26 protein-coding genes are annotated in these 26,189 nt (G+C 65.0%); 16 read left to right on the forward strand and 10 right to left on the reverse strand.

What is annotated here, in order from left to right; translation table 11 throughout:
* Position 1 precedes the first annotated feature (1 nt).
* From AC13CR_RS04490 to AC13CR_RS04505, 4 genes are all read left to right on the forward strand, one after another.
* On the forward strand, positions 2-970 hold the full coding sequence (locus AC13CR_RS04490; protein WP_292952022.1) for a fumarate hydratase: 969 nt from the start codon (positions 2-4) through the stop codon (positions 968-970).
* A 66-nt stretch (positions 971-1,036) separates the two neighbouring features.
* Positions 1,037-1,741, forward strand: a complete 705-nt coding sequence (locus AC13CR_RS04495) for a fumarate hydratase C-terminal domain-containing protein (protein ID WP_335662023.1) — start codon at positions 1,037-1,039, stop codon at positions 1,739-1,741.
* Between the two features lie 224 nt (positions 1,742-1,965).
* Positions 1,966-2,298, forward strand: coding sequence for an NIPSNAP family protein (locus tag AC13CR_RS04500; RefSeq protein WP_292952016.1), 333 nt, complete (start codon positions 1,966-1,968; stop codon positions 2,296-2,298).
* A complete protein-coding gene (locus tag AC13CR_RS04505; protein WP_292952013.1) occupies positions 2,295-3,032 on the forward strand; it encodes a sulfite exporter TauE/SafE family protein in 738 nt (245 codons plus the stop codon). Before AC13CR_RS04500 ends, AC13CR_RS04505 begins: the two co-directional genes overlap by 4 nt.
* On the opposite strand, the gene AC13CR_RS04510 is transcribed toward AC13CR_RS04505, so the two are convergent.
* From AC13CR_RS04510 to AC13CR_RS04535, 6 genes are all read right to left on the reverse strand, one after another.
* Positions 3,029-3,931, reverse strand: a complete 903-nt coding sequence (locus AC13CR_RS04510; protein ID WP_292952010.1) for a LysR substrate-binding domain-containing protein — start codon at positions 3,929-3,931, stop codon at positions 3,029-3,031. The two genes, AC13CR_RS04505 and AC13CR_RS04510, sit on opposite strands and share 4 nt — an antisense overlap.
* A 79-nt stretch (positions 3,932-4,010) precedes the next feature.
* Positions 4,011-6,659 carry a molybdopterin-dependent oxidoreductase gene (locus AC13CR_RS04515; protein WP_482900677.1) on the reverse strand — a complete coding sequence of 883 codons (2,649 nt, stop codon included), beginning with the start codon at positions 6,657-6,659 and terminating at the stop codon, positions 4,011-4,013.
* Positions 6,656-6,811, reverse strand: a complete 156-nt coding sequence (locus AC13CR_RS04520; protein WP_293767236.1) for a hypothetical protein — start codon at positions 6,809-6,811, stop codon at positions 6,656-6,658. Before AC13CR_RS04520 ends, AC13CR_RS04515 begins: the two co-directional genes overlap by 4 nt.
* Before the next feature lie 11 nt (positions 6,812-6,822).
* Positions 6,823-7,158 (reverse strand): nitrite reductase small subunit NirD, encoded by a 336-nt coding sequence (nirD, locus tag AC13CR_RS04525; RefSeq protein WP_292952004.1) that lies wholly within the window; start codon positions 7,156-7,158, stop codon positions 6,823-6,825.
* Entirely contained in the window at positions 7,155-9,593 is a 2,439-nt protein-coding gene (gene nirB, locus AC13CR_RS04530; protein ID WP_482900678.1) for a nitrite reductase large subunit NirB, read from the reverse strand. The genes nirD and nirB overlap by 4 nt, the downstream gene beginning before the upstream one ends.
* Before the next feature lie 14 nt (positions 9,594-9,607).
* Positions 9,608-10,819: an MFS transporter gene (locus AC13CR_RS04535; RefSeq protein ID WP_292951998.1), complete on the reverse strand. Its 1,212-nt coding sequence runs from the start codon at positions 10,817-10,819 to the stop codon at positions 9,608-9,610.
* A gap of 120 nt (positions 10,820-10,939) precedes the next feature.
* On the opposite strand from AC13CR_RS04535, the gene AC13CR_RS04540 reads away from it, so the two are divergent.
* Complete coding sequence (locus AC13CR_RS04540; protein WP_292951994.1) at positions 10,940-11,110, forward strand: hypothetical protein; 171 nt, start codon at positions 10,940-10,942, stop codon at positions 11,108-11,110.
* A 7-nt stretch (positions 11,111-11,117) separates the two neighbouring features.
* Here AC13CR_RS04540 and AC13CR_RS04545 read toward each other — a convergent pair whose 3' ends face one another.
* The 3 genes from AC13CR_RS04545 to AC13CR_RS04555 form a co-directional block, all read right to left on the reverse strand.
* Positions 11,118-12,299 carry an ABC transporter substrate-binding protein gene (locus AC13CR_RS04545; protein WP_292951991.1) on the reverse strand — a complete coding sequence of 394 codons (1,182 nt, stop codon included), beginning with the start codon at positions 12,297-12,299 and terminating at the stop codon, positions 11,118-11,120.
* On the reverse strand, positions 12,296-12,883 hold the full coding sequence (locus tag AC13CR_RS04550) for an ANTAR domain-containing response regulator (protein ID WP_292978933.1): 588 nt from the start codon (positions 12,881-12,883) through the stop codon (positions 12,296-12,298). The genes AC13CR_RS04545 and AC13CR_RS04550 overlap by 4 nt, the downstream gene beginning before the upstream one ends.
* A 177-nt stretch (positions 12,884-13,060) precedes the next feature.
* Positions 13,061-13,939 carry an NAD(P)/FAD-dependent oxidoreductase gene (locus AC13CR_RS04555; RefSeq protein WP_482900679.1) on the reverse strand — a complete coding sequence of 293 codons (879 nt, stop codon included), beginning with the start codon at positions 13,937-13,939 and terminating at the stop codon, positions 13,061-13,063.
* Between the two features lie 388 nt (positions 13,940-14,327).
* Here AC13CR_RS04555 and AC13CR_RS04560 point away from each other — a divergent pair, with 388 nt between their 5' ends.
* From AC13CR_RS04560 to AC13CR_RS04570, 3 genes are read left to right on the forward strand one after another with little or no spacing between them, the layout of a single operon-like run.
* Positions 14,328-14,579, forward strand: a complete 252-nt coding sequence (locus AC13CR_RS04560) for a PepSY domain-containing protein (RefSeq protein WP_298856555.1) — start codon at positions 14,328-14,330, stop codon at positions 14,577-14,579.
* 7 nt (positions 14,580-14,586) lie between these two features.
* Entirely contained in the window at positions 14,587-15,171 is a 585-nt protein-coding gene (locus AC13CR_RS04565) for a cytochrome b/b6 domain-containing protein (protein ID WP_292978931.1), read from the forward strand.
* Between the two features lie 41 nt (positions 15,172-15,212).
* On the forward strand, positions 15,213-15,707 hold the full coding sequence (locus AC13CR_RS04570; protein WP_292951976.1) for a helix-turn-helix transcriptional regulator: 495 nt from the start codon (positions 15,213-15,215) through the stop codon (positions 15,705-15,707).
* 2 nt (positions 15,708-15,709) lie between these two features.
* Here AC13CR_RS04570 and AC13CR_RS04575 read toward each other — a convergent pair whose 3' ends face one another.
* On the reverse strand, positions 15,710-16,522 hold the full coding sequence (locus AC13CR_RS04575; protein ID WP_292951973.1) for an IclR family transcriptional regulator: 813 nt from the start codon (positions 16,520-16,522) through the stop codon (positions 15,710-15,712).
* Between the two features lie 98 nt (positions 16,523-16,620).
* Between AC13CR_RS04575 and AC13CR_RS04580 the strand changes: the two genes are divergently transcribed.
* The 8 genes from AC13CR_RS04580 (at position 16,621) to AC13CR_RS04615 (ending at position 26,171) form a co-directional block, all read left to right on the forward strand.
* Positions 16,621-17,532: a polysaccharide deacetylase family protein gene (locus AC13CR_RS04580; protein ID WP_292951970.1), complete on the forward strand. Its 912-nt coding sequence runs from the start codon at positions 16,621-16,623 to the stop codon at positions 17,530-17,532.
* 102 nt (positions 17,533-17,634) lie between these two features.
* Positions 17,635-19,140 carry an ABC transporter substrate-binding protein gene (locus tag AC13CR_RS04585; protein ID WP_292951967.1) on the forward strand — a complete coding sequence of 502 codons (1,506 nt, stop codon included), beginning with the start codon at positions 17,635-17,637 and terminating at the stop codon, positions 19,138-19,140.
* A 21-nt stretch (positions 19,141-19,161) separates the two neighbouring features.
* Positions 19,162-20,082: an ABC transporter permease gene (locus AC13CR_RS04590; RefSeq protein ID WP_292951964.1), complete on the forward strand. Its 921-nt coding sequence runs from the start codon at positions 19,162-19,164 to the stop codon at positions 20,080-20,082.
* A 10-nt stretch (positions 20,083-20,092) separates the two neighbouring features.
* Positions 20,093-20,959, forward strand: a complete 867-nt coding sequence (locus tag AC13CR_RS04595; RefSeq protein WP_292951961.1) for an ABC transporter permease — start codon at positions 20,093-20,095, stop codon at positions 20,957-20,959.
* A 12-nt stretch (positions 20,960-20,971) separates the two neighbouring features.
* Positions 20,972-21,751: an SDR family NAD(P)-dependent oxidoreductase gene (locus AC13CR_RS04600; RefSeq protein ID WP_292951958.1), complete on the forward strand. Its 780-nt coding sequence runs from the start codon at positions 20,972-20,974 to the stop codon at positions 21,749-21,751.
* Complete coding sequence (locus AC13CR_RS04605; protein ID WP_292951955.1) at positions 21,748-22,767, forward strand: ABC transporter ATP-binding protein; 1,020 nt, start codon at positions 21,748-21,750, stop codon at positions 22,765-22,767. The genes AC13CR_RS04600 and AC13CR_RS04605 overlap by 4 nt, the downstream gene beginning before the upstream one ends.
* Positions 22,764-23,756 carry an ABC transporter ATP-binding protein gene (locus tag AC13CR_RS04610; protein ID WP_446236545.1) on the forward strand — a complete coding sequence of 331 codons (993 nt, stop codon included), beginning with the start codon at positions 22,764-22,766 and terminating at the stop codon, positions 23,754-23,756. Before AC13CR_RS04605 ends, AC13CR_RS04610 begins: the two co-directional genes overlap by 4 nt.
* A 30-nt stretch (positions 23,757-23,786) precedes the next feature.
* Positions 23,787-26,171: a penicillin acylase family protein gene (locus AC13CR_RS04615; RefSeq protein WP_482900681.1), complete on the forward strand. Its 2,385-nt coding sequence runs from the start codon at positions 23,787-23,789 to the stop codon at positions 26,169-26,171.
* Positions 26,172-26,189: the final 18 nt, after the last annotated feature.

Raw genomic sequence — 26,189 nt, forward strand, 5'->3', positions numbered from 1 at the left:
CATGATTTCCATAGACCTCATCGAATCCACCGCCGAAGTGCTGATGGACAAGGCGGCCATCGAGATCCCGCAAGACTATCTCGATGGGCTTGAAGCCACGGCCAGTGTCGAGGACGGCGATCTGTCGTCCTTCGTTCTTCAAGCCATGCTGGAGAACTACAAGGCCGCAAAGGAGGATCGCCGCGCGATGTGCGGTGATACGGGGTGCCCGCGCTGGTATGTCAAGATGGGCAACGAGGCGCAGATCGAGGGCGGTCCCGTCGCATTGGAAGAAGCCCTGCGTCGGGCGACGGCGACCGCGACGAACGGCGTTCCGCTGCGCCCCAACCGGGTCCATCCGCTGTGGCGTACCGATCACGACAACAATGTCGGTATCAACGCGCCCGAGATCGAATACGGTTTCGAGCCGTCAGCCCCCGGCCAGGGCGACTGGATCGACCTGACGACCGTGCACAAGGGCGGCCTGTTCGGCACCGATTACCGGATGCTGTTTCCATCCGACGGGATCGAGGGGATCAAGCGGTTCTATCTGGACAGTCTTGTCGCCTTCGGCAAACGCGGTCTGGCCTGCCAGCCGGCGATCATCGGTATCGGGCTGGGCGGCTCGAAGGATACCTGCATGGTGCTGGGCAAGCGCGCCGCCTGCCTGCGCACCGTCGGCGACCGCAACCCCGACCCCAGGATCGCCGAGCTGGAGATGGAGTTCAAGGAACTCGGCAACTCGATCGGCATGGGCGCCATGGGTTTCGTCGGCAAGTCGATGGTCGTCGATTGCCATATCGAGGTTGGCTATTGCCACACCGGCGGGATGCAGATGAGTGTTCACGCCTTCTGCCTGTCATCCCGGCGGGCCTGCGCGCGGGTCCATGCCGACGGGCGGGTCGAACACCGCACCGATCCGCAATGGTTCACCCCGTTTCAGCGCCGCGAGACGGTCGAATGGCCCGCGACCGCGACCGCGGCACAGTAGCATCCGGCACCCGCGCAACCTGACGCGGCCCGATGCGGAAGGCCGCAAGGATCCGGCTGCGAAAAGATGGCTCCAAGCCCCGCGCTTGAAGGAGAAAATGTCATGACCCACAAGATCATTCGCCTTTCGACGACACCGTCGCCCGAAGACCTTGCAGCATTGAAGCTGGGGGACATCGTGCATCTGGACGGCGTGATCTATACCGGCCGGGAAGGTGTCTACAAGCGCGCGATCGAGGAAGGTGTCCCCATCCCGATGGACCTGCCGGCCGAAAGCGCGGCCAATTTCCACTGTGCGCCAGCCGCGGCGCAACGCGACGATGGCAGCTTCGACATGGGTGCCGTGACCGCGACAGCCAGTTTCCGTTTTTCCAGGTGGATCGCGGACTGGTTCCGCATCTCGGGCGCGCGCATCATCATCGGCAAGGGCGGCATGAGCCCGGAAGACTATCGGACCAAATTCGTTCCCAACGGCGCCATCTATCTGACCACCGTCGGCTATGGCACCGGCGCCCTGCTGGGGCGCGGAATCAAGAATGTCAAAGGCCTGCACTGGCGCAAGGAACTGGGCCTGGCCCAGGCGATGTGGGTGATCGAGGCGGAAAACATGGGACCTTTCATCGTCGCATCCGACATCGAGGGCAATTGCCTGTTCGAACGCGAGAACGCGAAGATCGCAGGCGGTCTTGCCAAGGTCTATGAAGGGACGCGCCCCGCCGTCCTCAAGCGGTATGGGGAAACCGATGACAGAACGGACGAAGTCATCGGCTGAGGAAGTCAGCGGTCTGTCCGGCAGTCTGATCCTGCCCGGGGCCGAAGACCATGGCGATCGCCCGGCCCGCGCTGGCATTGTCGCGCTGGTGTCAGGTGTCAGCAATCTTCGTGCCGGCCTGCGGATGTCGCCGAAGGCTTGCCGTTGGTGGCAGGTCCGCCATCGCGGCTCTGGGCCGCGCCGACAGGCATGCCGGCCGCTCTGGATCATTCTTTCCCTTCCGAATGCATGAGGAAACGATGTTTGTCGATGAACGCATCTACACGCTGAACGCAGGAAACGTACCGGTCTTTCTGAAACTTTACGAAGAACAGGGAATGGAGGTTCAGGTTCGCATCCTGGGCAGGATGGTCGGCTACTACTACACCGATTTCGGACCATTGAACCAGATCGTGCATATGTGGGGCTATGAATCGCTTGACGACCGTTTCCAGCGGCGCAAGCAGTTGCAGGCGTCGCCGGAATGGCAGTCCTATGCCAAACAGATGCGTCCCCTGGTCGCGAAGGTCGAGAACAAGCTGCTCGTGCCCGCTCCGTTCTTCAAGGTTCCTGCGTGAACGGCGAATATCTTCTGGTCCTGGTGGCCGGAGCGTTTTCGGGCGGGTTCGTGAACGGGCTGGCCGGCTTCGGAACCGCGCTTTTCACGCTTGGCTGGTGGCTGCAGGTGATGCCACCAACCCAGGCCGTGTCGGTGGTTCTGGTCATGTCGGTCGTCAGCGGGGTGCAGGGGGCAATCCTTGTGCGTCGCGCGATCGAATGGCGGCAGCTGTCCCGGTTCCTGATACCCGCGCTGATCGGTATTCCGATCGGATTGCGCCTTCTGCATCGCATCGACGCCGATTTTCTGAAGTTCATCGTCGCCGGATTCATGATCCTCTATGGTGGCTTCTTCACGCTGCGGCGCGACCTGCCCAGCCTGCGTCGCCCGACCCCGATCATCGACAGCGGAATCGGGCTGGTCGGCGGCTTTCTTGGCGCGGTATCGGGTTTGTCGGGCGCCCTGCCGACGATGTGGATCTCGATGCGAGACTGGACCAAGGAACAGAGCCGTGCCGTCTTGCAGCCCTACAACGTCGTCGTCCTGGGAATTTCGGCAACGCTGATGGCAATGGATGGCGTCTACGACGCGGCGTCCCTGAAGGTGATGGCCATCGCTTTGCCGGTAACGCTGATCGCCGCGCAGATGGGCCTGTGGACATTCAAGCACCTGAGCGATGACCAGTTCCGGCGCCTGCTGATCGTGATGATGTTCGTGGCCGGGATCGCGATTCCGCTTCGGGACATGGTCTAGACCGCGGTTCCGGGCGGCGTGAACCGGCCGATTTCGACCGCTTCGCGCAGCTTCTGCAAAAGCTGCTCCAGCACCTGCCCCTTCACATTGTCCGACCGCGACAAGAGCCCCAGAACCCGGCGGGGCATGGCCGGGGAAAGGGCAAGGCGCTTCAAGGGCAGGCTGATCGGAGGCGGGACCGCCTGCACCGGAACGATCGAAACCCCCAGATTTGCATAGACCATGCTGGCAATGATATCGAGATTGGCCAGTTCCATGCTTTCCTTGACTTCGATGCCTTGCGACTGCAGCCAGTTTTCGATCATCGTGCCGACCACGGCTTCGCGCGAAAACCGGATGAAGGCATGGCTCCGAAGCAGCTCGATCGGGTCGTCGCTGACAGATTGCCTGGAGGCGAGCAGCACCATGTTCTCTTGGGCGATTTCCTGCCACTCGTGCCGTCGCGGAACCGCCGGCAGACGGGTCAGGATCGCCGCGTCCAGCGCGCCGCGTTCGACCTGCAAGGCCAGTTCCGTGGTCTGGCCCGGCACGACGCGAACCAGCAGCCCGGCATGTTCGGATTTCAGCATGGAAATGACGAACGGAACCAGGCCGGTCAGCGTCGTCGGCACGGCGCCCAGGATCAGTTCGCCGCTGAACGCCGCTTCGCCCGACACGGACAGGACCATGCCGTCATAGGCGGCGACGATCTCGCGCGCCTTTGCGACAAGCGCCTTGCCGACCGATGTCAGCACGGGTGTCCGGCGGGAACGGTCGAACAGAACGACATTCCATTCCTGTTCCAGCGATTTCATCTGCTGGCTGACGGCGGCATGGGTAATGAAGACGGCTTCCGCCGCAGCCGAAAAGGTGCCGTGATCGGCAAAGGCGATCAAGGTTCTCAGGTTGCGAATGGTCATCTTGCGTTTATGAAAGCCGCGCTATCAATAGATTTAATTTGTGTGGCTTTTATAAAGATAATTTTACCGATATTGATTGTCAATCGGCATCGAACCCGTTTCCGGGCTTTGGCAGATCGGGATCGCCGAGCCTTGTCAGCAGGTTGCTGATCTCGGGGCGGCAGGAACCGCAATTGGCGCCGGCGCCAAGCGCCTTGCCGACCGCATCCAGCGTCACCAGTCCTTGCGTCGTGATCGCGCGTACCAGGCTGTTCATGCCGACGGTGGCGCAGGCGCAGACGATCGCGCCCTCGTCCGGCTGGTGGACACCCGGACGGCCGGCCAACAGGTTCGCGTCCATGTCACAGCCAAGCGCCGCAGCGACATGATGGCGCGACAGGGCAACCGGCTCGCCAGAGACGAAAAGCGCCGCCTGCACGCGGCCGTTTCCGGCAAAGGCCAATCGTGCAAGGCCGCGCCGCCGGTCATGCACGGCAAGCGGATCTGATGTCAAAGAGAACAGGTGCTTTGCAAAGGCGGTCCAGTCATCGGGTTCGTGCAGCCCGGCCAGTTCCGCCTGATAGCCGCCAGCCAGGGCCGAGACCGCCCAATATTCGCAATCGGGCCTGATCGGGGCCTGGGATATCGCAAAGCCATACCAGACCGCGCCAAAGGGCCGAATGGCTGCGGGCGACGATTTCAGCGCCGGCTGGCCCGAAACAGCGTCCACCAGCGCGGGTATGGCGCTATTGATGCGCCCCGAAGCCGCTGTCTCGGCGCTCCAATGCATCGGGGCAAAGGGTTGCCCGGCAGCGACGCGGTCGGTGACCAGGACGCGCAGCAGCGCATCTCCCTGCGCTCCGCTGACCCGCGCCAGACTTGCGGGTGACAAGCCAAGCGCGGCGGCGTCGCGAGGATGGATTTCCAGGAATGGCTCGGCCAGATGACGCGAGAGGCTGGGTGAAAGCCCGGTCCGGGTCATGCTGTGCCAGTGATCGCGCACACGGCCGGTATTGAGGCGGAAGGGAAATTCGCCCGTGACCGGCTGCGGCGGGCGCGGCGCGACGGCCACCATGCATCCGCGACCCGAGAAGGTATGATAGCGGCCGTCACCGAAAAAGCGGCCTCCTTGCCGCGCACCAGCACGCGGCCAGAGAAACGGCGTCATCCCGTCATAGGCGGCCCTGCCGATCCCCGCGCAATCGGAAATGTCGAAATCGCTGCCAAGACCGCCGGCGATCCCCGAAAGCGCCGCATATTCGGCGAAGATTTCTGACGGGTGGGACCAGCCGAAGGCGTCGCCCCATCCCATGCGCCGGGCGACATCGGCAATGATGCGCCAGTCGTCGCGCGCCTGCCCCGCGGGCGCGAGGCTGGGCCGCTGGCGGCTGATGCGGCGTTCGGAATTGGTGACGGTGCCATTCTTTTCGCCCCATCCGGTCGCCGGCAGCAGGACATCGGCCAGCCGCGTCGTGTCGGTTCGCGCCATGATGTCGGAAACCACGGTAAAGTCACAGCCGGCGATGGCGCGGGCGACCCGGTCGGCGTCGGGCATCGAGACCGCCGGGTTGGTGCACATGATCCACAGCGCCTTGATCCGTCCCTCCTCGACCGCGCGGAACATGTCCACGGCCTTCAGTCCCGGCCTTTCGGCCATGCGCGGCGCATTCCAGAATCGCCGCACGGCGTCGCGGTGGGCGGCGTTTTCGATCTCCAGGTGGCAGGTCAGCATGTTGGCCAGCCCGCCGACCTCGCGCCCGCCCATGGCGTTCGGCTGACCCGTGACGGAAAACGGTCCCATGCCCGGTCGTCCGATCCGCCCCGTCGCGAGATGGCAATTCAGGATCGCGTTGACCTTGTCGGTGCCGCTGTCGGATTGATTGATCCCTTGCGAAAACAGCGTCACGACCTTTTCGCTGTCGCACCACAGGTTCACGAAACGGGCCAGATCCGCGGTCGCCAGCCCGGTCACGGCGGCATCGGTCCGGTCTGCGGCCAGAAGGGCCTGGTCCAGTCCGTCCAGGGCCGGACCGGGCGCGATCAGTCCGCGCCTGTCGATCTCGGCCAGCAGCCTGTTGAACAGGGCGGCATCCGCCCCGGCCGCGATGGGCAGGTGAAGATCGGCGATCTCGCAGGTGGCGGTGCGGCGCGGATCGATCACGACGATTCTGGTGCCGCGTTTCTCGCGCGCGGCCGCCAGTCGCTGGAACAGAACCGGATGGCACCAGGCGAGGTTCGAACCCACAAGGACGACGCAATCGGCCTGATCCAGATCCGCATAGAGCCCCGGCACCGTATCGCTGCCGAAGGCGCGCCGATGCCCCGCGACCGACGAGGCCATGCAAAGCCGTGAATTGGTATCGATATTGGCGCTGCCGATAAAGCCCTTCATCAGCTTGTTGGCGACATAGTAATCCTCGGTCAGCAGCTGCCCCGAGACGTAGAAGGCGACCGAATCCGGACCGTGCCGGGCGACGGTCCGGGCAAAGCGCCGCGCCACCAGGTCCAGCGCCGCGTCCCAGCCGGCCGGGCGCCCGTCGATTTGCGGGGCCAGAAGCCGGCCCCGCAAACCCACGGTTTCGGCCAGGGCGGCACCCTTGACGCAAAGCCTTCCGAAATTCGCCGGATGATCGGGGTCGCCGGCGACGGTCAGGCCGCCTTCCGGTGTCGGTGTCGCCAGCACGCCGCAGCCGACGCCGCAATAGGGACAGGTCGTGCGAACCGCGCCCGCCGGGGAATGCATGTTCATGGCGCGATCTGTCCTTGTGGCGCCAGGACGGCTGTGCGCCGGACGGTCGCAATCGGGCCGCGCGACAGGCCGGACAACCCGCGGTGGCGGGTCGCAGCGATCATCGCGGTGGCGTCGCCGCGCGTGATTTCGCCAATGGAAGGCGTGATCATGGGCTTTCCTTTCAGGCGGCCTTGCCGCGCATGAGGCTTTCGGCGGAAATCAGGATGCGACCGCGTTCCACCCGGACCGGCCAGGTGCGGACCGCCCCCTGATCGGCGCCCCGGGCCGCCCCGGTGGTCAGGTCGAACACCCAGTCATGCAGCGGGCAGGTGACCTGATGGCCATGCACGATGCCTTCGGACAGCGGGCCGCCCTTGTGCGGGCAGCGGTCATCCAGCGCGAAGACGCGGTTGTCGGCGGTGCGGAACAGCGCGACGCAGCCATCGGTGGTGCGGATCAGCCGTGCGCCCTGGGCGGGGATGTCTTCCAGCGATGCGATATCGACATAGCGCGTCATTCGGCGGCCTCCAGGGTCAGATCGGCAAGCGGGGCCCAGCGGGGCGTTTCCGAAGGCGTCGAATGTTCGGCCCAGGGATCGCGGCGATAGACCGACTGGCTGGTCTCGAACCGCTTGACCAGCGCGCGGCGGTTTCGGGGATCATCCACGACCTGCGCGATGACCCAGTCCAGGCCGACCTTGGCGACCCACCTGTAGGGCCGGTCGAGATAACGGGCGTGTTCGCGATAGAGCTGGATGAAGGCGGTGACGATCTCGACCGCCTCGTCCTCGGAGGGGGTCGCGGCCAGATGCTCGGTCTGCTTCACCTCCATGCCGGCGGCGCCGGCGACGCTGATGTTGTAGCCGCTGTCCACGCAGACGATGCCCACATCCTTGCAGGTCGCCTCGGCGCAGTTGCGGGGGCAGCCCGAAACCCCCAGCTTGACCTTGTGCGGTGTCCAGGACCCCCATAGCAGCTTTTCCAGCCGGATCCCCAGCCCGGTCGAATCCTGTGTGCCAAAGCGGCAGAATTCGCTGCCCACGCAAGTCTTCACCGTCCGTAGCCCCTTGGAATAGGCGTGGCCCGAGACCAGCCCGGCCCGGTTCAGATCGGCCCACATCAGCGGCAAATCCTCCTTGCGCACGCCCAGCAGGTCGATCCGCTGGCCGCCGGTGACCTTGACCATCGGCACGCCATACTTGTCGGCCGCATCCGCGATGGCCCGCAATTCGTCCGGTGTGGTGACGCCGCCCCACATGCGTGGCACCACCGAATAGGTGCCGTCCTTCTGGATATTGGCGTGGTTGCGTTCGTTCACGAAGCGCGATTGCCGGTCGTCCCGGTATTCCAGCGGCCATTCGGCCAGCAGATAGAAATTCAGCGCCGGACGGCAGGAACGGCAGCCGCCGACGGACTTCCAGCCAAGTTCCTGCATGACGGCGGGGATGGATTTCAGACCCATCGACCGGATCAGCCGGCGCACATCCTCGTGACTGTGATCGGTGCATTTGCACATTCCGCCGGGCGCGGCGGCGGCAAAGCCATCGCCCAGCGTCAGACGCATCACCTGCTCCACGAGGCTGGTGCAGGTGCCACAGGATCCGCTGGCCTTGGTGCCGGCGCGAACCGCGTCCAGCGTGGTCGCGCCCCCTTGCACGGCATTGACGATGCTGCCCTTGCAGACGCCGTTGCAGCCACAGATTTCCGCCTCAGGCGGCAAGGCTGCAACGGCCGCCATAGGGTCCGGCCTGGACCCTCCCTGGAAGCCGGGACCGAAGATCAGCGTGTCGCGCATCTGCTCGATATCGGTGCCGTCCTTGATCAGCCCGTAGAACCAGTTGCCGTCAGCCGTGTCGCCATACATGACCACGCCGATGACGCGGTTGTCCTGCAGGACCAGCCGCTTGTAGATGCCACGCCCCGGATCGCGGAACACGATATCCTCGCGGCCCTGCGCCTCGGCGAAATCGCCCGCGCTGAACAGATCGCAGCCGGTCACCTTCAGTTTGGTCGCGGTCTGGACCGGGCGGAATTCGGCCGTCTCGCCGGACAGGGTCCGGGCCAGCGCCCGAGCCTGATCGTAAAGCGGCGCGACAAGGCCGAACAGCTGGCCGCGATGTTCCACGCATTCGCCAAGTGCGAAGATGTTCGGATCGCTGGTGCGCAGGCCGTCATCGACGGTGATGCCGCGCTCGACCTCCAGCCGTGCGTCCACGGCGATGCGGGTCTCGGGGCGGATGCCCACGGCCATGCAGACCAGATCGGCGGGATAGACGGTGCCGTCTTCCAGCAGCACCGCCTCGGCCCGGTCGTGACCCAGGATCGCCTTAGTGGCCCCCTTGCAGTGGACGGCGATGCCACGCCGTTCCAGGTCCCGTTGCAGCAGATAGCCCGCCGCAGGATCAAGCTGGCGTTCCATCAGGTGGCCCATCAGGTGAATGACGGTGACCTTCGCCCCGCGCGCAGCCATGCCGGCAGCGGCTTCCAGGCCCAGCAGGCCGCCGCCGATCACGACCGCATCCCGGCCGGCCCTGCCCGCCTCGATCATCGCATCGGTGTCTTCCAGATCGCGATAGGTCACGACGCCGGGCAGATCCTTGCCCGCCACCGGGATGATGAAGGGGGCCGAGCCCGTGGCGATCACCAGCGCGTCATATTCGGCGCTGCTTTGGTTCGAATGGACCACGCGCGCGGCGCGGTCGATCCGCACCACCGGCTGGCCAAAGCGGCAATCGACGCCATGGGCCGCATACCAGTCAGCATCGTGGGTGACGATGTCGTCATAGGTCTTTTCGCCCGACAGGACCGGCGACAGCATCAACCGGTTGTAGTTGCCGCGCGGCTCGCCGTTGAACAGCGTCACCTGCCAGGCGTCCGGGGCGGTTTCAAACAGATGTTCCAGCAAACGGCCCGAGGCCATGCCGGCGCCGATAACGACCAGTTTCTTCTTCATGGCGACAGATCCTTTCAGGCGGCTTGCATGGCGGCGGGACGGCCCATGCGACGGACCGAGGCGTGCATCCACAGCGCACAGGCGGCGACCAGCACGAACAGAACCATGAAACAGCTGGACCACAGCCCGGTCTGATCCTTCAGCCAGCCGAACAGCAGCGGCAGCGCGAAGCCGCCCAATCCGCCGATCATGCCGACCAGGCCGCCGACGGCGCCGACATTGTGCGGATAATAGCTTGGGATATGCTTGTAGACGGCGGCTTTCCCCAGGCTCATCACGAAGCCCAGAATGAAGATCACCACCAGGAACACCGGCAGGGTGACCCCCGCCGGGATCGACAGGATCGCGGTCGCCGCCAGCGACACCGCGAAGGTGGCATACAGCACCCGGCGCGCCCCGATCCGGTCGGACAGCACGCCGCCATAGGCGCGGAAGATGGAGGCCGGGATCGAATAGGCCGCCCCGACCATGCCCGCCACCTTCACGTCGAAGCCATAGACACCGATCAGGTAATGCGGCAGCCACAGCGCCAGCGCGACGAACGCGCCGAAGGCGAAGAAGTAATAGGCCGAGAAGCGCCAGACCTGGAGGTTCCTCAGCGGCGCGAATTCGGCGCGCAGGCTGCGCCGGGATGCCGCGCTGCCGCGCCGGGCGGCGGTGACCGGATCATCCTTGCTGAGGATCCAGAACAGCACGGCCGTCACGGCCAGCGCGAGGGCCCAGATCTGCGCCGTGGCCTGCCAGCCGACGGCAACCATCACGAAGGGCGCGACGAATTTGGTCACCGCCGCGCCGACATTGCCGACGCCGAAAATGCCAAGCGCGGTGCCCTGCTGCGCATCGCGATAGAAGCGGGACACATAGGCCACGCCGACCGCGAAGGACCCGCCCGCAAGACCCACGCCAAGCGCGGCCAGCAGCATTTGCGGATAGGTCGTGGCCCATGACAGCAGCAGCGTCGCCAGTGCGGCGCTCAGCATGTTCAGCGTATAGACCAGACGCCCGCCCAGTCGGTCGGTGGCAACGCCCAGAACGATCCGGCTCAGCGAGCCGGTCAGGATCGGCAGCCCCACCAGCAGGCCGAACTGCGTCTCGGACAGGCCAAGCTGCTGGCTGATCTGGATGCCGATGATCGAGAAGATCGTCCAGACGGCGAAACAGATGGTGAAGGCAAGGGTGGACAGGCTCAGCGCGCGGCGTGAATCCTGCTGCGAAGGATGGGACATGAGATGCTCCGATGGCTGGCGTGGGACGGATCGCGCAGACATCCATCGTGGCTCCCAGAGGGAGGTCCGCGGCGGAACGCGCAATCAGGCTGTCAGGGGAACCGCGTCCTCGCGGAAATCGTGCGCAACGTTGCGAACGGGCCTGTGGCGCGCCATTGCGTCCTGGCCATGTCCTGCATCTTCACGCTTGTCCGGCGGCAGGGCAAGCGGAACACCGCGATCGCGACCGATGCCACCGGGGAAAACCGCGCGGCGCATCAAGTTTTTGCGGCGGATGCGGTGATTGCCTGAAAAGTGGTCAGTTTATGGATGAATCCGGGATCGGCGGCTCGAACACGAAGCCGTCGAAGAAGCTGTCGGCGCGCAGGATCATCTGGCCACGCTCGGCCGCGACGGTGCGATCTTCACCGATCATCCCCTCCAGTCGCAGCGACGCGCCGGGCAGGGACGCGCCTGCCGGTCTCAGGTGCCGGCGATAAAGATCGGTGCGGAAATGCCCCATCGCGCGCTGCATCGCGCCCTCGGGCGGCAAATCGTGGCGCAGTGCGATATTGCGCGCGATCAGCGCGGCCAGGCTTTTCCAGGGAAAGCTGGCCGCTCCGGCATTGAACGCCAGCAGGCGCGGGACCGCGCGCGCCTCGCCGGCCGGGGAAACCAGCAGCCGGCCGGTCAGCCCGCGTTCAACAAGTTCGGACGGCAGATCCAGATATTCGGCGCGCGACACGATCTCGGCGGCGGTGCCGCGATGGTCGGGTTCATCCAGCCAGCGCCCCGCCCGCCAGATCGCGCGCATCAGCGCGCCGGTCTGCCCGGGCCGGGTTTCGGCGAAGTCACGCCGCAGGACCAATCCCTTTTCGGGCGGCGAGGTCCAGATCGCCGTGCCCGGCAGCAGCAGCGCGGCGATGCCGCGTTCGACCGCAAACGAGGCCCAGGGTTCGCCCACGCAGAAGGCGTCGATTTCGGCCGCCGCCAGCGCATCGGCCATCATCGGCGGCGGCACGGTCTTGAGATGCAGATCATCTTCGCTGAATCCCGAAGCGCCGAGCCAGTGGCGGATCAGTTCAAGCTGGGTCGAGAACATGAACGGCACCCCCACCCGCAGCGGCCCGGTGATCGCGCCGCGCAAGGCCCGGCCCGCCGCCCCGGCGTCGGAGAAGTCAAAGCCGTGACCTGCCGCGCGCAGCCGGGTCTCGATCGCGGTGCTGACCCCCACCGCCTGGCCGCCATGCGACAGAAACATCACCAGATCGAGGTCGGGCAGGCGCGGCCCCAGCCCAAGCGCCTGACCGATCGGCATCGGGACCAGCATATGGGCCGCGTCGATCAGCCCCGCGCCCAGCATGTCGCGGCCCTGCGCCCAGGCCCCCAGCCGGATCAGATCCAGTTGCAGCCCTTCTTCGGCAGCAAAACCCAGCTCGCGCGCGACAATCAGCGGCGCCGCGTCAACCAGGGGAAGATAGCCTAGCCGCAGCGCGATCATCGCCCCAGCAATCCCGCCGCCGTCACCAGTTGCTGCGCGATTTCGCCGATGCGCTTGCCCTGATCCATCGCCGTCTTGCGCAGCAGCGCATAGGCCTCGGCCTCGTCGATGCCGCGCGCCTTCATCAGCACGGCCTTGGCACGATCCACGATCTTGCGGTCTTCCAGCGCGGCACGGGTGGCGGCCAGTTCGGCCCGCAATTGCCGCAGGATATGAAAGCGCGCGACGGCGGCGTCGATGATCGGCTTCAGGCGGTCCGGGCGCAGCCCGTCCACCACATAGGCCGACATCCCCGCCTCGATAGCCGATCGCGTCAATTGTTCGTCCGAACGATCCACGAACATCGCCACCGGCCGTTCGGCCGGACCAGAGGCCAGCGCAAGTTCCTCGAGCATGTCGCGCGACGGATTGGCGATGTCGATCAGGACCACGTCCGGGCTCAGTTCGGCCACGCGCCGGGCCAGCGCCGAATGCTCGGCCAGGATGCGGATATCGTGATCGCCGACGTCGCCCAGCCCGTCCGCGATCGCCCGCGCCCGGTCGGGATCCGATTCAACGACGACGATGAGAAGTTTTTTCAGCATGGCGACCCGATCACGCTTCTCGCGTTGGCACAGGCAGCCCTGCGACGCAAGGATGTCCGGCACCCGTGACCATGCCTTTCGTCCCGATGCACCTTGTTTGCCCAGATCTGCCTGCCGAATGCGGGACGCATCGGCACCGGGACGGACGACCTGCGATCCGTCGCCATGGGCAGGTCATTATTCGCGTGCGGTTCCCGGCAGCGCATTGTGGATCGCGGTCGCGGCCACGGCGGCCTGACCCATCGCATGGGCGATCTGATCCAGCCCGTCGGTGATATCACCGATGGCATAGACTCCGTCGATGCTGGTTTTCAGTTTTGCATCGCCGATGATGCAGCCCGCATCACCAAGTCCGACGCCCAGCGAACCGGCCAGTTCCGAATGCGCGGAGGTGCCCAGGGCGACATAGAGCGTGTCGAAATGGTGCGTCTGGCCGTCTTCCAGCGTCACGACGACCTGCGAATCCGTCAGAGCCAGACCTTTCATCGGCGCGTCCAGGGCGCCGATCCCGTCCCTTGCGCGCGCCGGAATCCCCTCGGGCGGGATCAGCGTCACCGTCGGGGAATAGTCGCGAACGAAGCGCGCCTCGGCCAGGCCATGCGCGCCATTCCCCAGGACGGCAACACGCTTGTCGCGAATTTCATAGGCATCGCAGACCGGGCAATAACGGATCAGCCCCTGCGCGACGCCCCGATCGTGGTCGCTGGCCGACAGCGGCGGCCGATGGTTGACGACCCCGGACGCGAAAATGACGAAGCGCGCGGTTTCGGTCCGGCGGTCGGCCGTGACCCGGAACAGGTCGCCCTGTTTCTGGACCGCCTCGACCGTCGCGTTTTCGATCCTGGCACCGTAAAGTTCGGCATGCGCGCGCATCCGGTCAAGAAGCTCCTTCCCGGAAATGCCGTCCGGAAAGGGTCCGAGATTATGGGTTTTCGGGATCATCCGCGCCCGCCCCGCTCCGGCGTCGAAAACCGTGACGCGGCGCAGGAACCGGGCAAGATAGAGCGCCGCGGTCAGTCCCGCCGGGCCTCCGCCGATGATGATGCAGTCTTCCATGTCCGGCCTCTTGTTCTGTCACGCCATTCCTATAGCCAAACACCGGCCGGGCAAGCGAAGCTATCGTGATCGTCACGGCCAAGGGGGCCGCGACGCGGGGCCGAACCCGAATGGCGTTTCAGACACCTGCCCCCAGTCCCGGCTCAGCGAACGGCAGAGCGGCGCGCGGGATGATCCCGCGCATCTTCGGTGGTCCTTCCCCCTGTCGCGATGGCCGTTTTTCCGCAACAGTCGCCCCCATTTCGGCGAAATGTCGTCGGGCCGGCCCCATACGCTGACGCTTATGTCGGCTTGCATAAGCCCGCCGTGCCTGTTTTTCCCCGGCGGACAGGAGCATCTGCACCGGACCGTCGCGATGTCGTCGCGACTCAACCTGAAAGGATACCAAATGCGCAAGTTCCTGATTGCCACCGCGATGGTCGTCGCACTTCCTGCCTTTGCCGCCGAAGTCACCCAGGGCGCCCAGCTGGGGAAAACCATGGACGAGGTCAAGGCCGGCCTTGTCGGGATGGGCTACGAGGTCCGCAAGGTGCAGATGGAGGACGGCAAGATCGAGGCTTATGCCGTCATGGGCAAGACGCTCAACGAGGTCTACGTCGATCCGGCCACCGGACTCGTGACGAAAATCCTGTCGAAGTGATGCCGTCATGCTGGGAAAACATGATCTCGGCAGCGGGCGCGAAAGCGCCCGCACCGACAGGACGGTTCAGGTCTGGGATCCGCTGGTCCGCCTGATCCATTGGGGCGTGGTTCTGATGGTCGTGATCAACGCGGCCATTGTCGCCAAGGACAGCCCCCTTCATCTGTGGGCTGGCTATACGATGCTGGTGCTTGTCGGGGTCCGATTGCTTTGGGGAATCATCGGCTCGCGCCCTGCGCGGTTTTCGGCCTTCCCGCCAAATCCGTTCCGGGCGCTAGGCTATCTGAAAGAGATGCGCCGGGGAGACAAGACCGTACACCTGTCCCACAACCCGCTGGGAGCCTTGATGGTCTATAATATCTGGGCGACGCTGCTGGTCATCGCAGCGACCGGCTTCATGATGGGGACTGCCAGGTTCTTCGGTGTCGATTGGGTCGCGCAGACCCATGATCTGGCCTATGATTGGCTGTTGATTTCAATCACGGCACATGTCCTTGGCGTTGTCTTCGACACATGGCGTTCGGGTGTCCCGCTTGTGCAGGCGATGATACACGGCCGCAAGCGCATCCCGAATGATAGACCGGTCGAATGAAAAACAGTTTGCAGCGATCCAGAAACGACAAACGGCGGGCGGTGACGCTCGCCGTGATCATTCTGTTGCAGGCGCTGAGCGCGGCGTTCTTCTTCAGCGATGTCGTCTCTGATTTCAAGGAAGACACCTATCTCAGCGAAGCCCATTTCTACATGGAGGCGGTTGCTTCTGTCGTCTTGATCGCCGGTGTCGTCTTTCTGATGATCGAACTGCGGGCGGTCATGAGCCGCATGGAAGAATTGGACCGCGGCCTGCGCGGCGCGCGCGGCGAGATGGCGCAGATAATCGATGCCTTCTTCGAGGAATGGAATCTGACGCCATCGGAAAAGGATGTGGGACTGCTCATTCTCAAGGGGTTCGACAATGAGGCGATAGCAGAGTTTCGCGGCACCGCGACCGGAACCATCCGGGCGCAATCGACGCGCATCTATTCGAAGGCAGGCGTGGAAAGCCGCGCACAATTGTTCAGCGTCTTTCTTGAAGAACTTCTGGCCGGAGAGGATCGCCTGGTCGAAGCGAAATCAGAGGCCCGATAGCCTCAGCGATCATCACCTGAATTTCCCTGCTCCATGGATGCGGCCTGCACCGTCGCGGCTGTGACCAGCGCCGTCTGAATCTTTCGGCCGGCCTCCTGCAACATCGCCAAGAGAACGCGCTCGCGGCCCAGGTATCGCGTGCTGGGCATTCCCAGGTTCAGCGCGGCAACTACCCTGCCGCTCGCGCCGCGAAGGGGAATGGCGATGCCGGTCGATCCGGTGACGAACTCGCCATCATTCACGGCATGACCCTGCCGCCGGACCTGATGCAGCAAATCGCGCAGGACGGCCGGCCGGGTTTCGGTGCGCGGCGTATAGCCGAGCATGGTCACCCGCGCGAAATAGGCGTTCACGACCTTGCCCGGCGCATAGGCCAGCAGCACGCGGCCGCTGGCGGTGCAATGGGGCGTGATCGCCGCGTCGATATGGACATCATAGCGCACCGGATTGCGGCTCACGACTTTCGACAGCCGCCTGATTTCGCCGCCCGCCGTCAGGATCGACAGGATCACCGTCTCGTCGCTGTGATCGCGCAGTCGCATCATCACGGGCATCGCTGCATGGACAAGCGCGTTCTCGTTGCGGCGAAACGGAAAACCGTGCCGGCTTTCCTCGACCAGAACGAACCGGCCGTCGGTGCCCTGATGGACATGACCGCGCGCGACAAGCGTGTGAAGAAGTGCGTGCAAGCTGCTGCCGGGCAGCGACATGTCACGCGAAACCCGTGCCAGGCCGACAGGCTCCCGGCAATTTGCGAGATAGGCGATGAGGTCCAGGACCCGACCGGCGCTTTTCACTTCCTTATTCACATACATGAATGAAACCGCGATTTAGCCGCTTGTCCAGATCCCAGTCGGGGCTAGGGTCGAAGTCAGGATGAATGCGCCGAAGCGCCCTGTGACGGGAGATGGCAATGGCCGGAGATTCGACCGATCCCTGGACCTGGCCCGAGGAAACCTGGCGCCGGAAGGCAGGTCAGGCGGCCGCCGGGCGGTCACTGCGGCCCGAAACGTGGAAAGACGGCGCGACATGGGCCGTCGCATTGTCTTTCGACAGCGATCACGAGACGTTCGAATTGCGCAACGGCGGAAATTCGGTCGGTCGCATGTCGCAGGGCGCCTATGGCGCAAGGCGAGGCATCGAACGGATCCTGCGCGTGCTGGATCGGGCCTCGGTCCCGGCATCCTTCTTCATGCCCGCCGTTGCCGGCCTGCTGCATCCCGACGAGGTGCAGGCAGTCACCGGTGCCGGGCACGAAATGGCGATCCACAGCTGGATCCACGAGATGAACTCCCGACTCGATCATGCGACCGAGCGAGAGCTGTCGCTGCGCGCGGCCGACGCGCTGGAACGGCTGACGGGAACGCGGCCTGTCGGAATGCGGACGGCGTCGTGGGATTTCAGTCCCCATACCCTGTCGATCATCCGCGAGATGGGTTTGCTCTATGATTCCTCGCTGATGGCCGATGACGACCCCTACGAGATCCTGGATGGCGATGAGGCGACCGGGATCGTCGAGGTTCCGGTGGAATGGATCCGCGACGACGCGCCCTATATGGCGATGGACCGGATGAGCCATGCCCGCCCCTATGCCGGCCCGGCGATGGTGCTGGAGATCCTGCTTCGGGAAATGGAGCTGGCGCAGACCGAAGGCGGTCTGTTCCAGGTGACGATGCACCCTCATCATATCGGCCACCGCTCGCGTATCTTCGTGCTCGAAGAGGTCATCCGGGCCGTGCAGGCAAAGGGCGGTGCCTGGGTGGCCACCCATGCCGAGATCGCCCGCTATTGCGCCCGGGAGGCCGGGCTGACCGGCTCGACCTGAGCGCAAGCGGCGGACAGCGAAGGAAAAGACAGAACCGGGGCTACATCCGGCAAGACCAAAAAGACCAACAAGAAACACCGACCAACCAACAGAGAGGACGCCATGAGACCGAGACTTTCAGTAAGGCTTCTTGCCTCGACATTGCTGGCCGCGGTGCTTGCCGCCGGACCGGCGCTGGCCCAGACCAAGGAATTGCTGACGATCGACCTGCCGGGCGATCCGGCGACGCTTGATCCGCACCTGCAGTGGAACACCGACAGCTATTCCGTCTATCGGAACATCTTCGACAACCTCGTGACACGGAACGCCGAAGGCGAGATCGTCCCGCAGATCGCGACCGGCTGGACGCAGGACGACGACACGACCCTGACCTTCACCATCCGCGACGACGTCGCCTTTCATGACGGCACGTCCCTGACGGCCGAGGACGTGGCCTATTCGATCAATCGGATCATCGATCCCGACCTGAACAGCCCGCAGCTGTCGCAGTTCAACCAGATCGAGAGGGCCGAAGCGATTGATCCGACCACCGTCAGGATCACCACAAAGTCGCCCTATCCCGCGCTTCTGGCGCAACTCGTCAAGCTTTCGATCGTGCCCAAGGCCTATGTCGAGGCGGTCGGGGACGAAGAATTCAACCTGAAGCCCATGGGCAGCGGCCCCTACAAGCTGACCGCCTGGCGGAAGGGCGTCGAGACCGAACTGGAAGCTTTCGCCGATTACTGGGGCGGCCAGCCACCGTTCGAGCGGGTGCTGTTCCGTGCCGTGCCCGATGTCTCGACGCGGATTGCCGATCTCAAGACCGGCCAGGCCGACCTGATCCGCGACGTGCCGCCGGATCAGGCATCCAGCGTCGACGGGGCAAGCGGCGTGAAGCTGCTGTCGGTGCCGACCGAACGGGTCGGATATCTCTATATCAACGCGCAGGCCGGGCCGACGGAAGATGTGCGCGTGCGTCAGGCAATCGCCTATGCGCTGGACCGCCAGACCCTGATCGATGCGTTGCTGGAAGGCTATGCCTCGCCGGTCAACATTCTCGGGGCACCGCCGATCTTCGGCTATACCGACCAGATCGAAGGCTATCCCTATGATCCGGACAAGGCCAGGGCGCTGCTGCAAGAGGCCGGAGCCGAAGGCGCGACGCTCGAATTCCTCACGTCACCCTCGTATAATCAGGCGATGGTCCAGGCGATCCAGCAGATGCTTCAGGATGTCGGGCTTGATGTCTCGATCTCGTCCAGCGACCAGGCGACCTTCCTCAAGCGGCGGCAGGGCGATCCCGAGAATGCCGGATCATTGGCGATCGGGGCCTGGTCCTGCGCCTGTCAGGATGCCGACGGCATCATCTTCCCGCTGTTCCGCACCGGCAGCATCTGGGCCAAATATTCCAATCCGGCATTCGACGAGGCGGTGGATGCCGCCCGTTCGACGCTGGACGAGGCAAAACGCAAGGCCGAATACGAAACCGCCTACCAGATCCTGCGCGAAGACGTGCCTGGACTGGGCCTCTATCAGGTCTATGCGCTCTATGGCGCCAGCGAACGGCTGCAATGGCAGCCGACCGCAAACGAGTCGATGTTCGTCATGGACATGAGCTGGTCCGAATAGCAGCCAGGGGACATCAGGGCCATGCTGCGCTACATCGTCAATCGCCTGTTGCAGGCGGTCATCGCGATCTTCGGCGTCCTCACCATCGTCTTCGTCGTGATGCACCTGTCGGGCGATCCGACCCTTCTGCTGGTCCCGCAGGATGCATCGGCCGAGGTGATCGCCAACCTGCGGCGTCAGCTGGGGTTCGATCGGCCGATCGGCGTGCAATATCTGGATTACCTGGGCGATCTTCTGCGTCTCGATTTCGGAACGTCCGTCGTGCAGCGCGTCCCGGTATCGCAGATCGTCGCCGCGCGCGTTCCCTATACAATCGAACTGGCCGCAGGCGCCCTTGCGGTCGCCTTGGGCCTTGGCATTCCGATCGGCGTGGTCATGGCGACCCGGCGTGGCGGCTGGATCGAACGCGGCCTGACCGCGGTGGTTGTGACCGGTCAGAGCGTGCCGACCTTCCTGTCCGGCATCCTGCTGATCGCGATTTTCGGCGTGCTGCTGCGCTGGCTGCCGACCTCGGGCACGGGCAGCATTTCGGCCCTTGTCATGCCGTCGATTGCTCTTGGTTCCGTGTCGATGGCGACGTTTGCACGGATGACGCGCATCGCGATCCTCGACGAACTGGGCAAGGATTACGTGCGTGCCGCGACGGCGCGGGGAATGCGGATGGATCAGACCATCCTCCGGCACGTGCTTCGAAATGCGTCAATCCCGCTCATCACCATCACGGCGCTCGAGATCGGCAATCTGCTGGCAGGCGCCGTGATCATCGAAACCGTCTTCGCATGGCCCGGCATCGGCCTGCTGGCCATCCAGTCGATCCAGGCGCGGGACTTTCTGGTCGTCCAGATGATCGTGTTGCTGATTTCGGTGGTCTACGTGCTGACAAGCGTGCTGGCCGACCTCATCTACGGCTTCGTCGATCCGCGTATCAGGCTGATGCGGTAGGAGCAGCGACATGGCAATCATCACCTTCCCCCTGCCCCGGCCGCGCCTGCCGCAGATGCCGCTATCGGTCGTCCTGGTCGCGATTCTGTTCGTCGTGATCGTGGTGCTGGCCGTGCTGGCACCCTGGATCGCGCCGCAAGATCCCAACGATCAAAGCCTTCTCGCGCGGCTCCGGCCGCCGGGCTACACCTATCGCGACGTCACTTATCTTCTGGGAACGGACGATCTGGGTCGCGACCTGCTGTCCCGCGTGCTTTACGGTGCCCGCATCTCGCTTGCCGTGTCGGTCCTGTCGGTCGCGGTGTCCACGGTCGTGGGCGTGTCGCTGGGAATGGTGGCCGGCTGGTATCGCGGCTGGGTCGAGACCCTCATCATGCGCGCCGTGGACATCATGATGTCGATCCCGGCGATCCTGCTGGCCGTCCTGACCGTGGCGGTGCTGGGGCCGGGCTTCATCAAGCTGGTGCTGGTCCTGGGACTGACCCGCTGGCCACGCTACACCCGCGTGGCATTCGGTCAGACGCTGACCGTCGCGGGACTTCCGTTCATCCGCGCATCCGAATTGGCGGGTGCAGGCGCCGGGCGCATTCTGATCCACCACATCCTGCCGAACATCGCCGGTCCCATCCTGATCGTCGCAACGGCCGAATTCGGCCTCATGATCCTGTTCGAGAGCGGCCTTTCCTTCCTGGGCCTCGGCATCCAGCCGCCAACCCCGTCATGGGGGTCGATCATGAGCGTCGGACGCCAATATCTGGAACGGGCTCCGTGGATCGTCTTCGTGCCGGGCGCCTGCCTTTTCCTGCTCGTCTTTTCCGTCAACGTGCTGGGGGACTGGCTGCGCGACTGGATCGATCCGCGCTCCCGGTCCCGCTGAAGGAGAATATCCATGAACATCGACTTTGCCGACAAACGCCTTGTCCTGACCGGCGCCGCGGGCATCTTCGGGCGACGCATCGCCAGGTATTTCGCGCAACGTGGCGCAAGACTGTGCCTGTCGGATCGCCGCGCCGATGCGCTGCATTCCATGGTCGCCGATCTGGAACCGGATCCGTCCCGCATTCTGGTCCACGAGACCGAACTGACACGGCAAGCCTCGATGGACGAACTGGTCGCCATGGTCGCTCGCGAATGGGGCGCGCCGGATATCCTGGTCAGCAATGCGGGCATCTATACGCGTTTCGACCTGATGCAGATGGACCTTTCGGACTGGGATCTGGTGATGGACGTGAATGTCCGCGCCCCCTTCTATCTTGGGCGTGAAATGGCCAAGCTGATGATAGCGGAAGGCGTGAAAGGCAGCATCATCGACATTTCGTCGGGCGCGGCGCGGCAGATGAACACCACCGGCGCGCCCTATTGCATCTCGAAAACGGCAGTGGACCGGTTGTCCAAGGGCCTGGCGCTGGCATGTGCGCAGCACGGCATTCGCGTCAACGTGGTCGAGCCCGGCTTTGCCCAGGGCAGCGAAGTCAGCCATCTGGACCGGGACTATGTCGCGCGGATGCTGGAACGGATCCCCCTGGGACGCGAGAGCGGCCCCGAGGACGCGCCGGCGGCGATCGCCTTTCTCTGCTCGGAGGCGGCCGGATTCATCACCGGTGCCACGCTCAGCGTCGATGGCGGCAACTCGATCGGCACCTATCAGCGGCCACGGGCGCCGGAATGAGCGACGGGACCGGCAGCGACGGGGCCCGCACCCTGACGGCAGAGGGCCTGAGCGTCGAGATCGGCGGCGCCCGGGTCGTCGACGATGTCTCTTTCATCGTGCGGCCGGGGCGGGTCATGGCGCTGGTCGGCGAATCGGGTTGTGGCAAATCGCTGACCGCCTATGCCATCCTGGGTCTGCTGCCGCCCGCCGCGCGGCTGGCTGGCGGACGCATAAGGCTGGGCGACACCGAATTGTTGGCTCTGTCCAACAGGTCGCTGCGCCACATTCGCGGCCGCGAGATTGCGATCATCTTCCAGGAGCCTTCCGCCTCGCTCGACCCTCTCACGACGATCGGCAGCCAGGTGGCAGAGGCCTACCGGTTGCATCACGATGTCGGCCGGGCCGAGGCGATGGCCAAGGCGCGCGACATGCTGGCCGATGTCGGCATTTCCGATCCGGACCGGCGTCTGCATCAATATCCGTTCGAACTGTCGGGGGGCATGTGCCAGCGGGTGATGATCTCGATCGCGCTGATCAACAGCCCCAAGGTGCTGGTCGCGGACGAACCGACGACGGCGCTGGACGTGACCATCCAGGCGCAGATCCTGGACCTGATGAAGAAGCTGGTGGCCGAGCATCACACCTCGATCGTGTTTATCACCCATGACATGGGGGTGGTCGCCGATATCGCCGATGAGGTTGCGGTGATGTATGCCGGCCGGATTGCCGAGATCGCGCCGGTGCAGGCGCTGTTCTCGTCGCCCAGGCATCCCTATTCCGCCTTGCTGCTGGCAAGCGTGCCCAGGCTGGATGCGGCGGCCAAGGCCGAGTTGCCGACCATCGAGGGGACGGTGCCGACGGCCGAGGAATTCGGGCCGGGCTGTCGGTTCGCCGATCGCTGTCCGCTTGCCGACCAGCAATGCAGAACGGAACAGCCGCCGCTGTTCGATTGCGGCACCGGACACCGCGCCGCCTGCTGGCACATCGACCGGATCGGCGAATTGTCGAAACAGGGCACCAGGGTGACGGCATGAGCGACGGGGAAAGGGCCGGATCGCCGGTGCTGGAGCTGCACGACGTCGCCGTATATTTCGGCGGACGCAAAGGACTGCTGGACCGCGAACGCCCGGTGATCCGCGCCGTGAACGGCGTTTCCCTGACGATCGGCCGCGCAGAGACGGTGGCGCTGGTCGGCGAATCCGGCTGCGGCAAATCGACCCTCTCGAACGCCATCGTCGGTCTGGAGCCGGTGCAGCCCGGCGGCAGCATCCGCATCGGCGGCGACGAGGTGACGGGCGCCTCGCGGCGTGCCTTGCGCGACATCCGCCGTCGGGTGCAGATGATCTTTCAGGATCCGGCCCTGTCCCTGGATCCCCGCGCGACCATCGGCGCCGCCATCGCAGAGCCTTTGCTGGTGCGCGGCGTGGCCCGCGGCGCGGCCTTGAAGGCGCGCGTGGCCCGGCTTCTGCGTCAGGTCGGACTGCGTCCCGAATTCGCCAGCCGCTATCCGCATCAGTTCTCGGGTGGGCAGCGTCAGCGGGTGGTGATCGCCCGGGCGCTTGCGCTGGAGCCCGATCTGGTGATCTGCGACGAGCCGGTCAGCGCGCTGGACGTGTCGGTCAGGGCGCAGATCCTGAACCTGCTTGTGGAACTTCAGCGGCGGACCGGCGTGTCCTACCTGTTCATCAGCCACGATCTGGGCGTCGTGCGCCACATCGCCGATCGCGTGGTGGTCATGTATCTGGGACGCTTCGTCGAAATCGCCGAGCGCGAGACCTTCTTTGCCAAAGCCCATCACCCCTATACCCGCGCGCTGATGTCGGCCGTGCCCGAGCCGGATCCCGTTCTGCAGCGCGGCAAGGAGCGGTTTCCGTTGCACGGCGAACTGCCAAGTCCGGCGAAAATTCCAAGGGGCTGCGCCTTTCATACCCGTTGCCCGCTGGCCACCGAAATCTGTTCGCAGTCCCGGCCCGAGCTGACACCGCGTCCTGACGGCGCTTTCGTCGCCTGCCATCACGTCTGAGCGGACCGAGACAGCGAGAAAGCCCGACCCATGCCTGAAACCCCTTCTGACACGAATCCCGGGACCGCGCCCGAGACATTCGTCCTGCACGGCCTTGAAGGACCGGCCGAGATCCGCGTCGATCGATGGGGCATCGCCCATATCGAGGCGGGCAGCCTTCACGATGTATTCTTCCTTCAGGGCTGGAACGCGGCACGCGACCGCCTGTGGCAGATCGACCTGTGGCGCAAGCGCGGGCTTGGCCTGCTGGCCGCCGATTTCGGTCCGGGGTATCTTGCACAGGATCATGCCGCGCGACATTTCCTCTATCGCGGCGACATGGACGCGGAATGGGCGGCCTATGGCGACGGGACGCGGGACATCTGCGCAGCCTTCGTCGCGGGCATCAATGCCTGGATCGCACTGACCCGGGTCGAGCCCGATCGCCTGCCGCCGGAATTCGCGCTGCTGGGAACCCGTCCCGCAAGCTGGGAACCGGAAGACGTTGTGCGGATCCGCAGCCACGCGCTGGTCCACAACGCATTGTCCGAGATCCTCCGCGCGCAGGTTCTAGGCAGGGCCGATGCCGAAACCGATCGGCTGCGCGCCGATCTGGAACCCCCGGTCGATCCGGGATCCCTGACCGGTTCGGATCCCCGCGATGTGCCCCTTGCGGCCTGCGAACTCTACAAGCTCGGGACCGCGCCGGTCAGCTTCGAACCCGCGCGGCTGCAAGCGACGCTGGACGAGGCGCCAAGCTGGTCGCGCGTGACCGCCCAGGCCGAGGTGGTGCGCCGGCTTGCCGACGAGGGCTCGAACAACTGGGCGGTGCATGGCGAGCGAACCGAAACGGGCCGGCCGATCCTTGCAAGCGACCCTCACCGAACCCAGGCCGTGCCATCGCTTCGCTATCTCGTTCACCTGCGCGCGCCGGGCCTGGACGTGATCGGGGCGGGCGAACCCGCCGTGCCGGGCGTGTCGATAGGCCATAATCAGGATCTGGCCTTCGGGCTGACGATCTTCCGGGCCGATCAGGAAGACGTCTATGTCTACGAGACCGATCCTGCCGATCCCGATCGCTACCGCTACGGCGGCGGGTGGGAAAGCGTGGTGCGCGTCGATGAACGCTTCGCGGTCAAGGGCTGTCCCGATCAGCATCTTGCCCTTTCCTTCACCCGCCACGGACCGATCCTGCACCAGGACCACCGGCGTCGGCGGCTTGTGGCGATCCGGTCGGTCTGGGCCGAACCGGGAAGCGCCGCCTATCTGGGCAGCCTGTCCTATCTTCGCGCCGATACGGTCGATGCCTTTGCGCGATCGTTGTCGCATTGGGGCAGCCCGGCGGTGAACCATGTCGCGGCAGACACGAAAGGCGATATCGGCTGGTTCACGGCCGGTTTGGTGCCATTGCGCGCCAACTGGCCCGGAATCCTGCCGGTTCCCGGCGATGGCAGATACGAATGGCAGGGGTTTCGGGATGCCGCCGCGCTGCCACGGGCAAAGAACCCGGCCGGGGGTTTCGTGGCCTCGGCCAACGAGATGAACCTGCCGAAATCGTTTCTCGCGAAGGGCGCGCCTTCGATCGGGCACGAATGGGCCGATGGCAGCCGTGCCCGCCGCATCAGACAAACCCTGTCCGAACAGACGCGCCACGGGCTTGCCGATTCCGCGGCCCTTCAGACCGACGTCCTGTCCCTGATCGCGAAACGCCTATGCGCCTGTCTCGAGAATCTCCCGGCGACCGGCGACACCGGCGCTGCCCTTCGATTGCTTTCGGGATGGAATTCCTGTCTGACGGCCCAGAGCGCGCCGGCGGCGCTGTTCGAATTGTGGTGGATGACCCACCTTCGCCCCGGCATCCTTGGCCGCTTCGCGCCCGATCCGGATCTGCGGCGGCTTCTGCTGCCGGGCGACCTTGACCGCCTGGTCGCGCTGATCGAGACGCCCGAGCCTGCCTGGAGCACGGAAGATCGCGACGCGCTTCTGACCCGAACACTCGCCGCGGCCTGGGCCGATTGTGCGACGCGGCTTGGACCCGATCCCGCCGCTTGGGCCTGGAGCCATCTGCATCAGGCGCTGATGCGTCACGCCGCAAGCCCATTGCGCGGAAATGCCGAATGGGATGTCGGACCGCATGGCGTGGGCGGCTCTCAGTCCACCGTCATGAACATGGCCTATCGGCCGGAGGACTTTTCGGTCACCTCCGGCGCCTCGGTCCGGCTGGTGATGGATGTGGGAGACTGGGATCGCAGCCTGTGTCTGAACTATCCCGGCCAATCCGGCGACCCGCGTTCGCGGCACTACGCCGACCTGGCCGAGACATGGGCGGCATCGGACCATGTGCCCTTCCTCTACTCGCCGGATGCGATCAGCAAGGCCACGGCACGGCTGCTGCGGTTCAAACCGGCAACCAGCCCGGGACGATCTGCTGTCTGATCCGTCTTTCGGTAGCGG

It is taken from the genome of Paracoccus sp. L-17, from assembly GCF_056857655.1.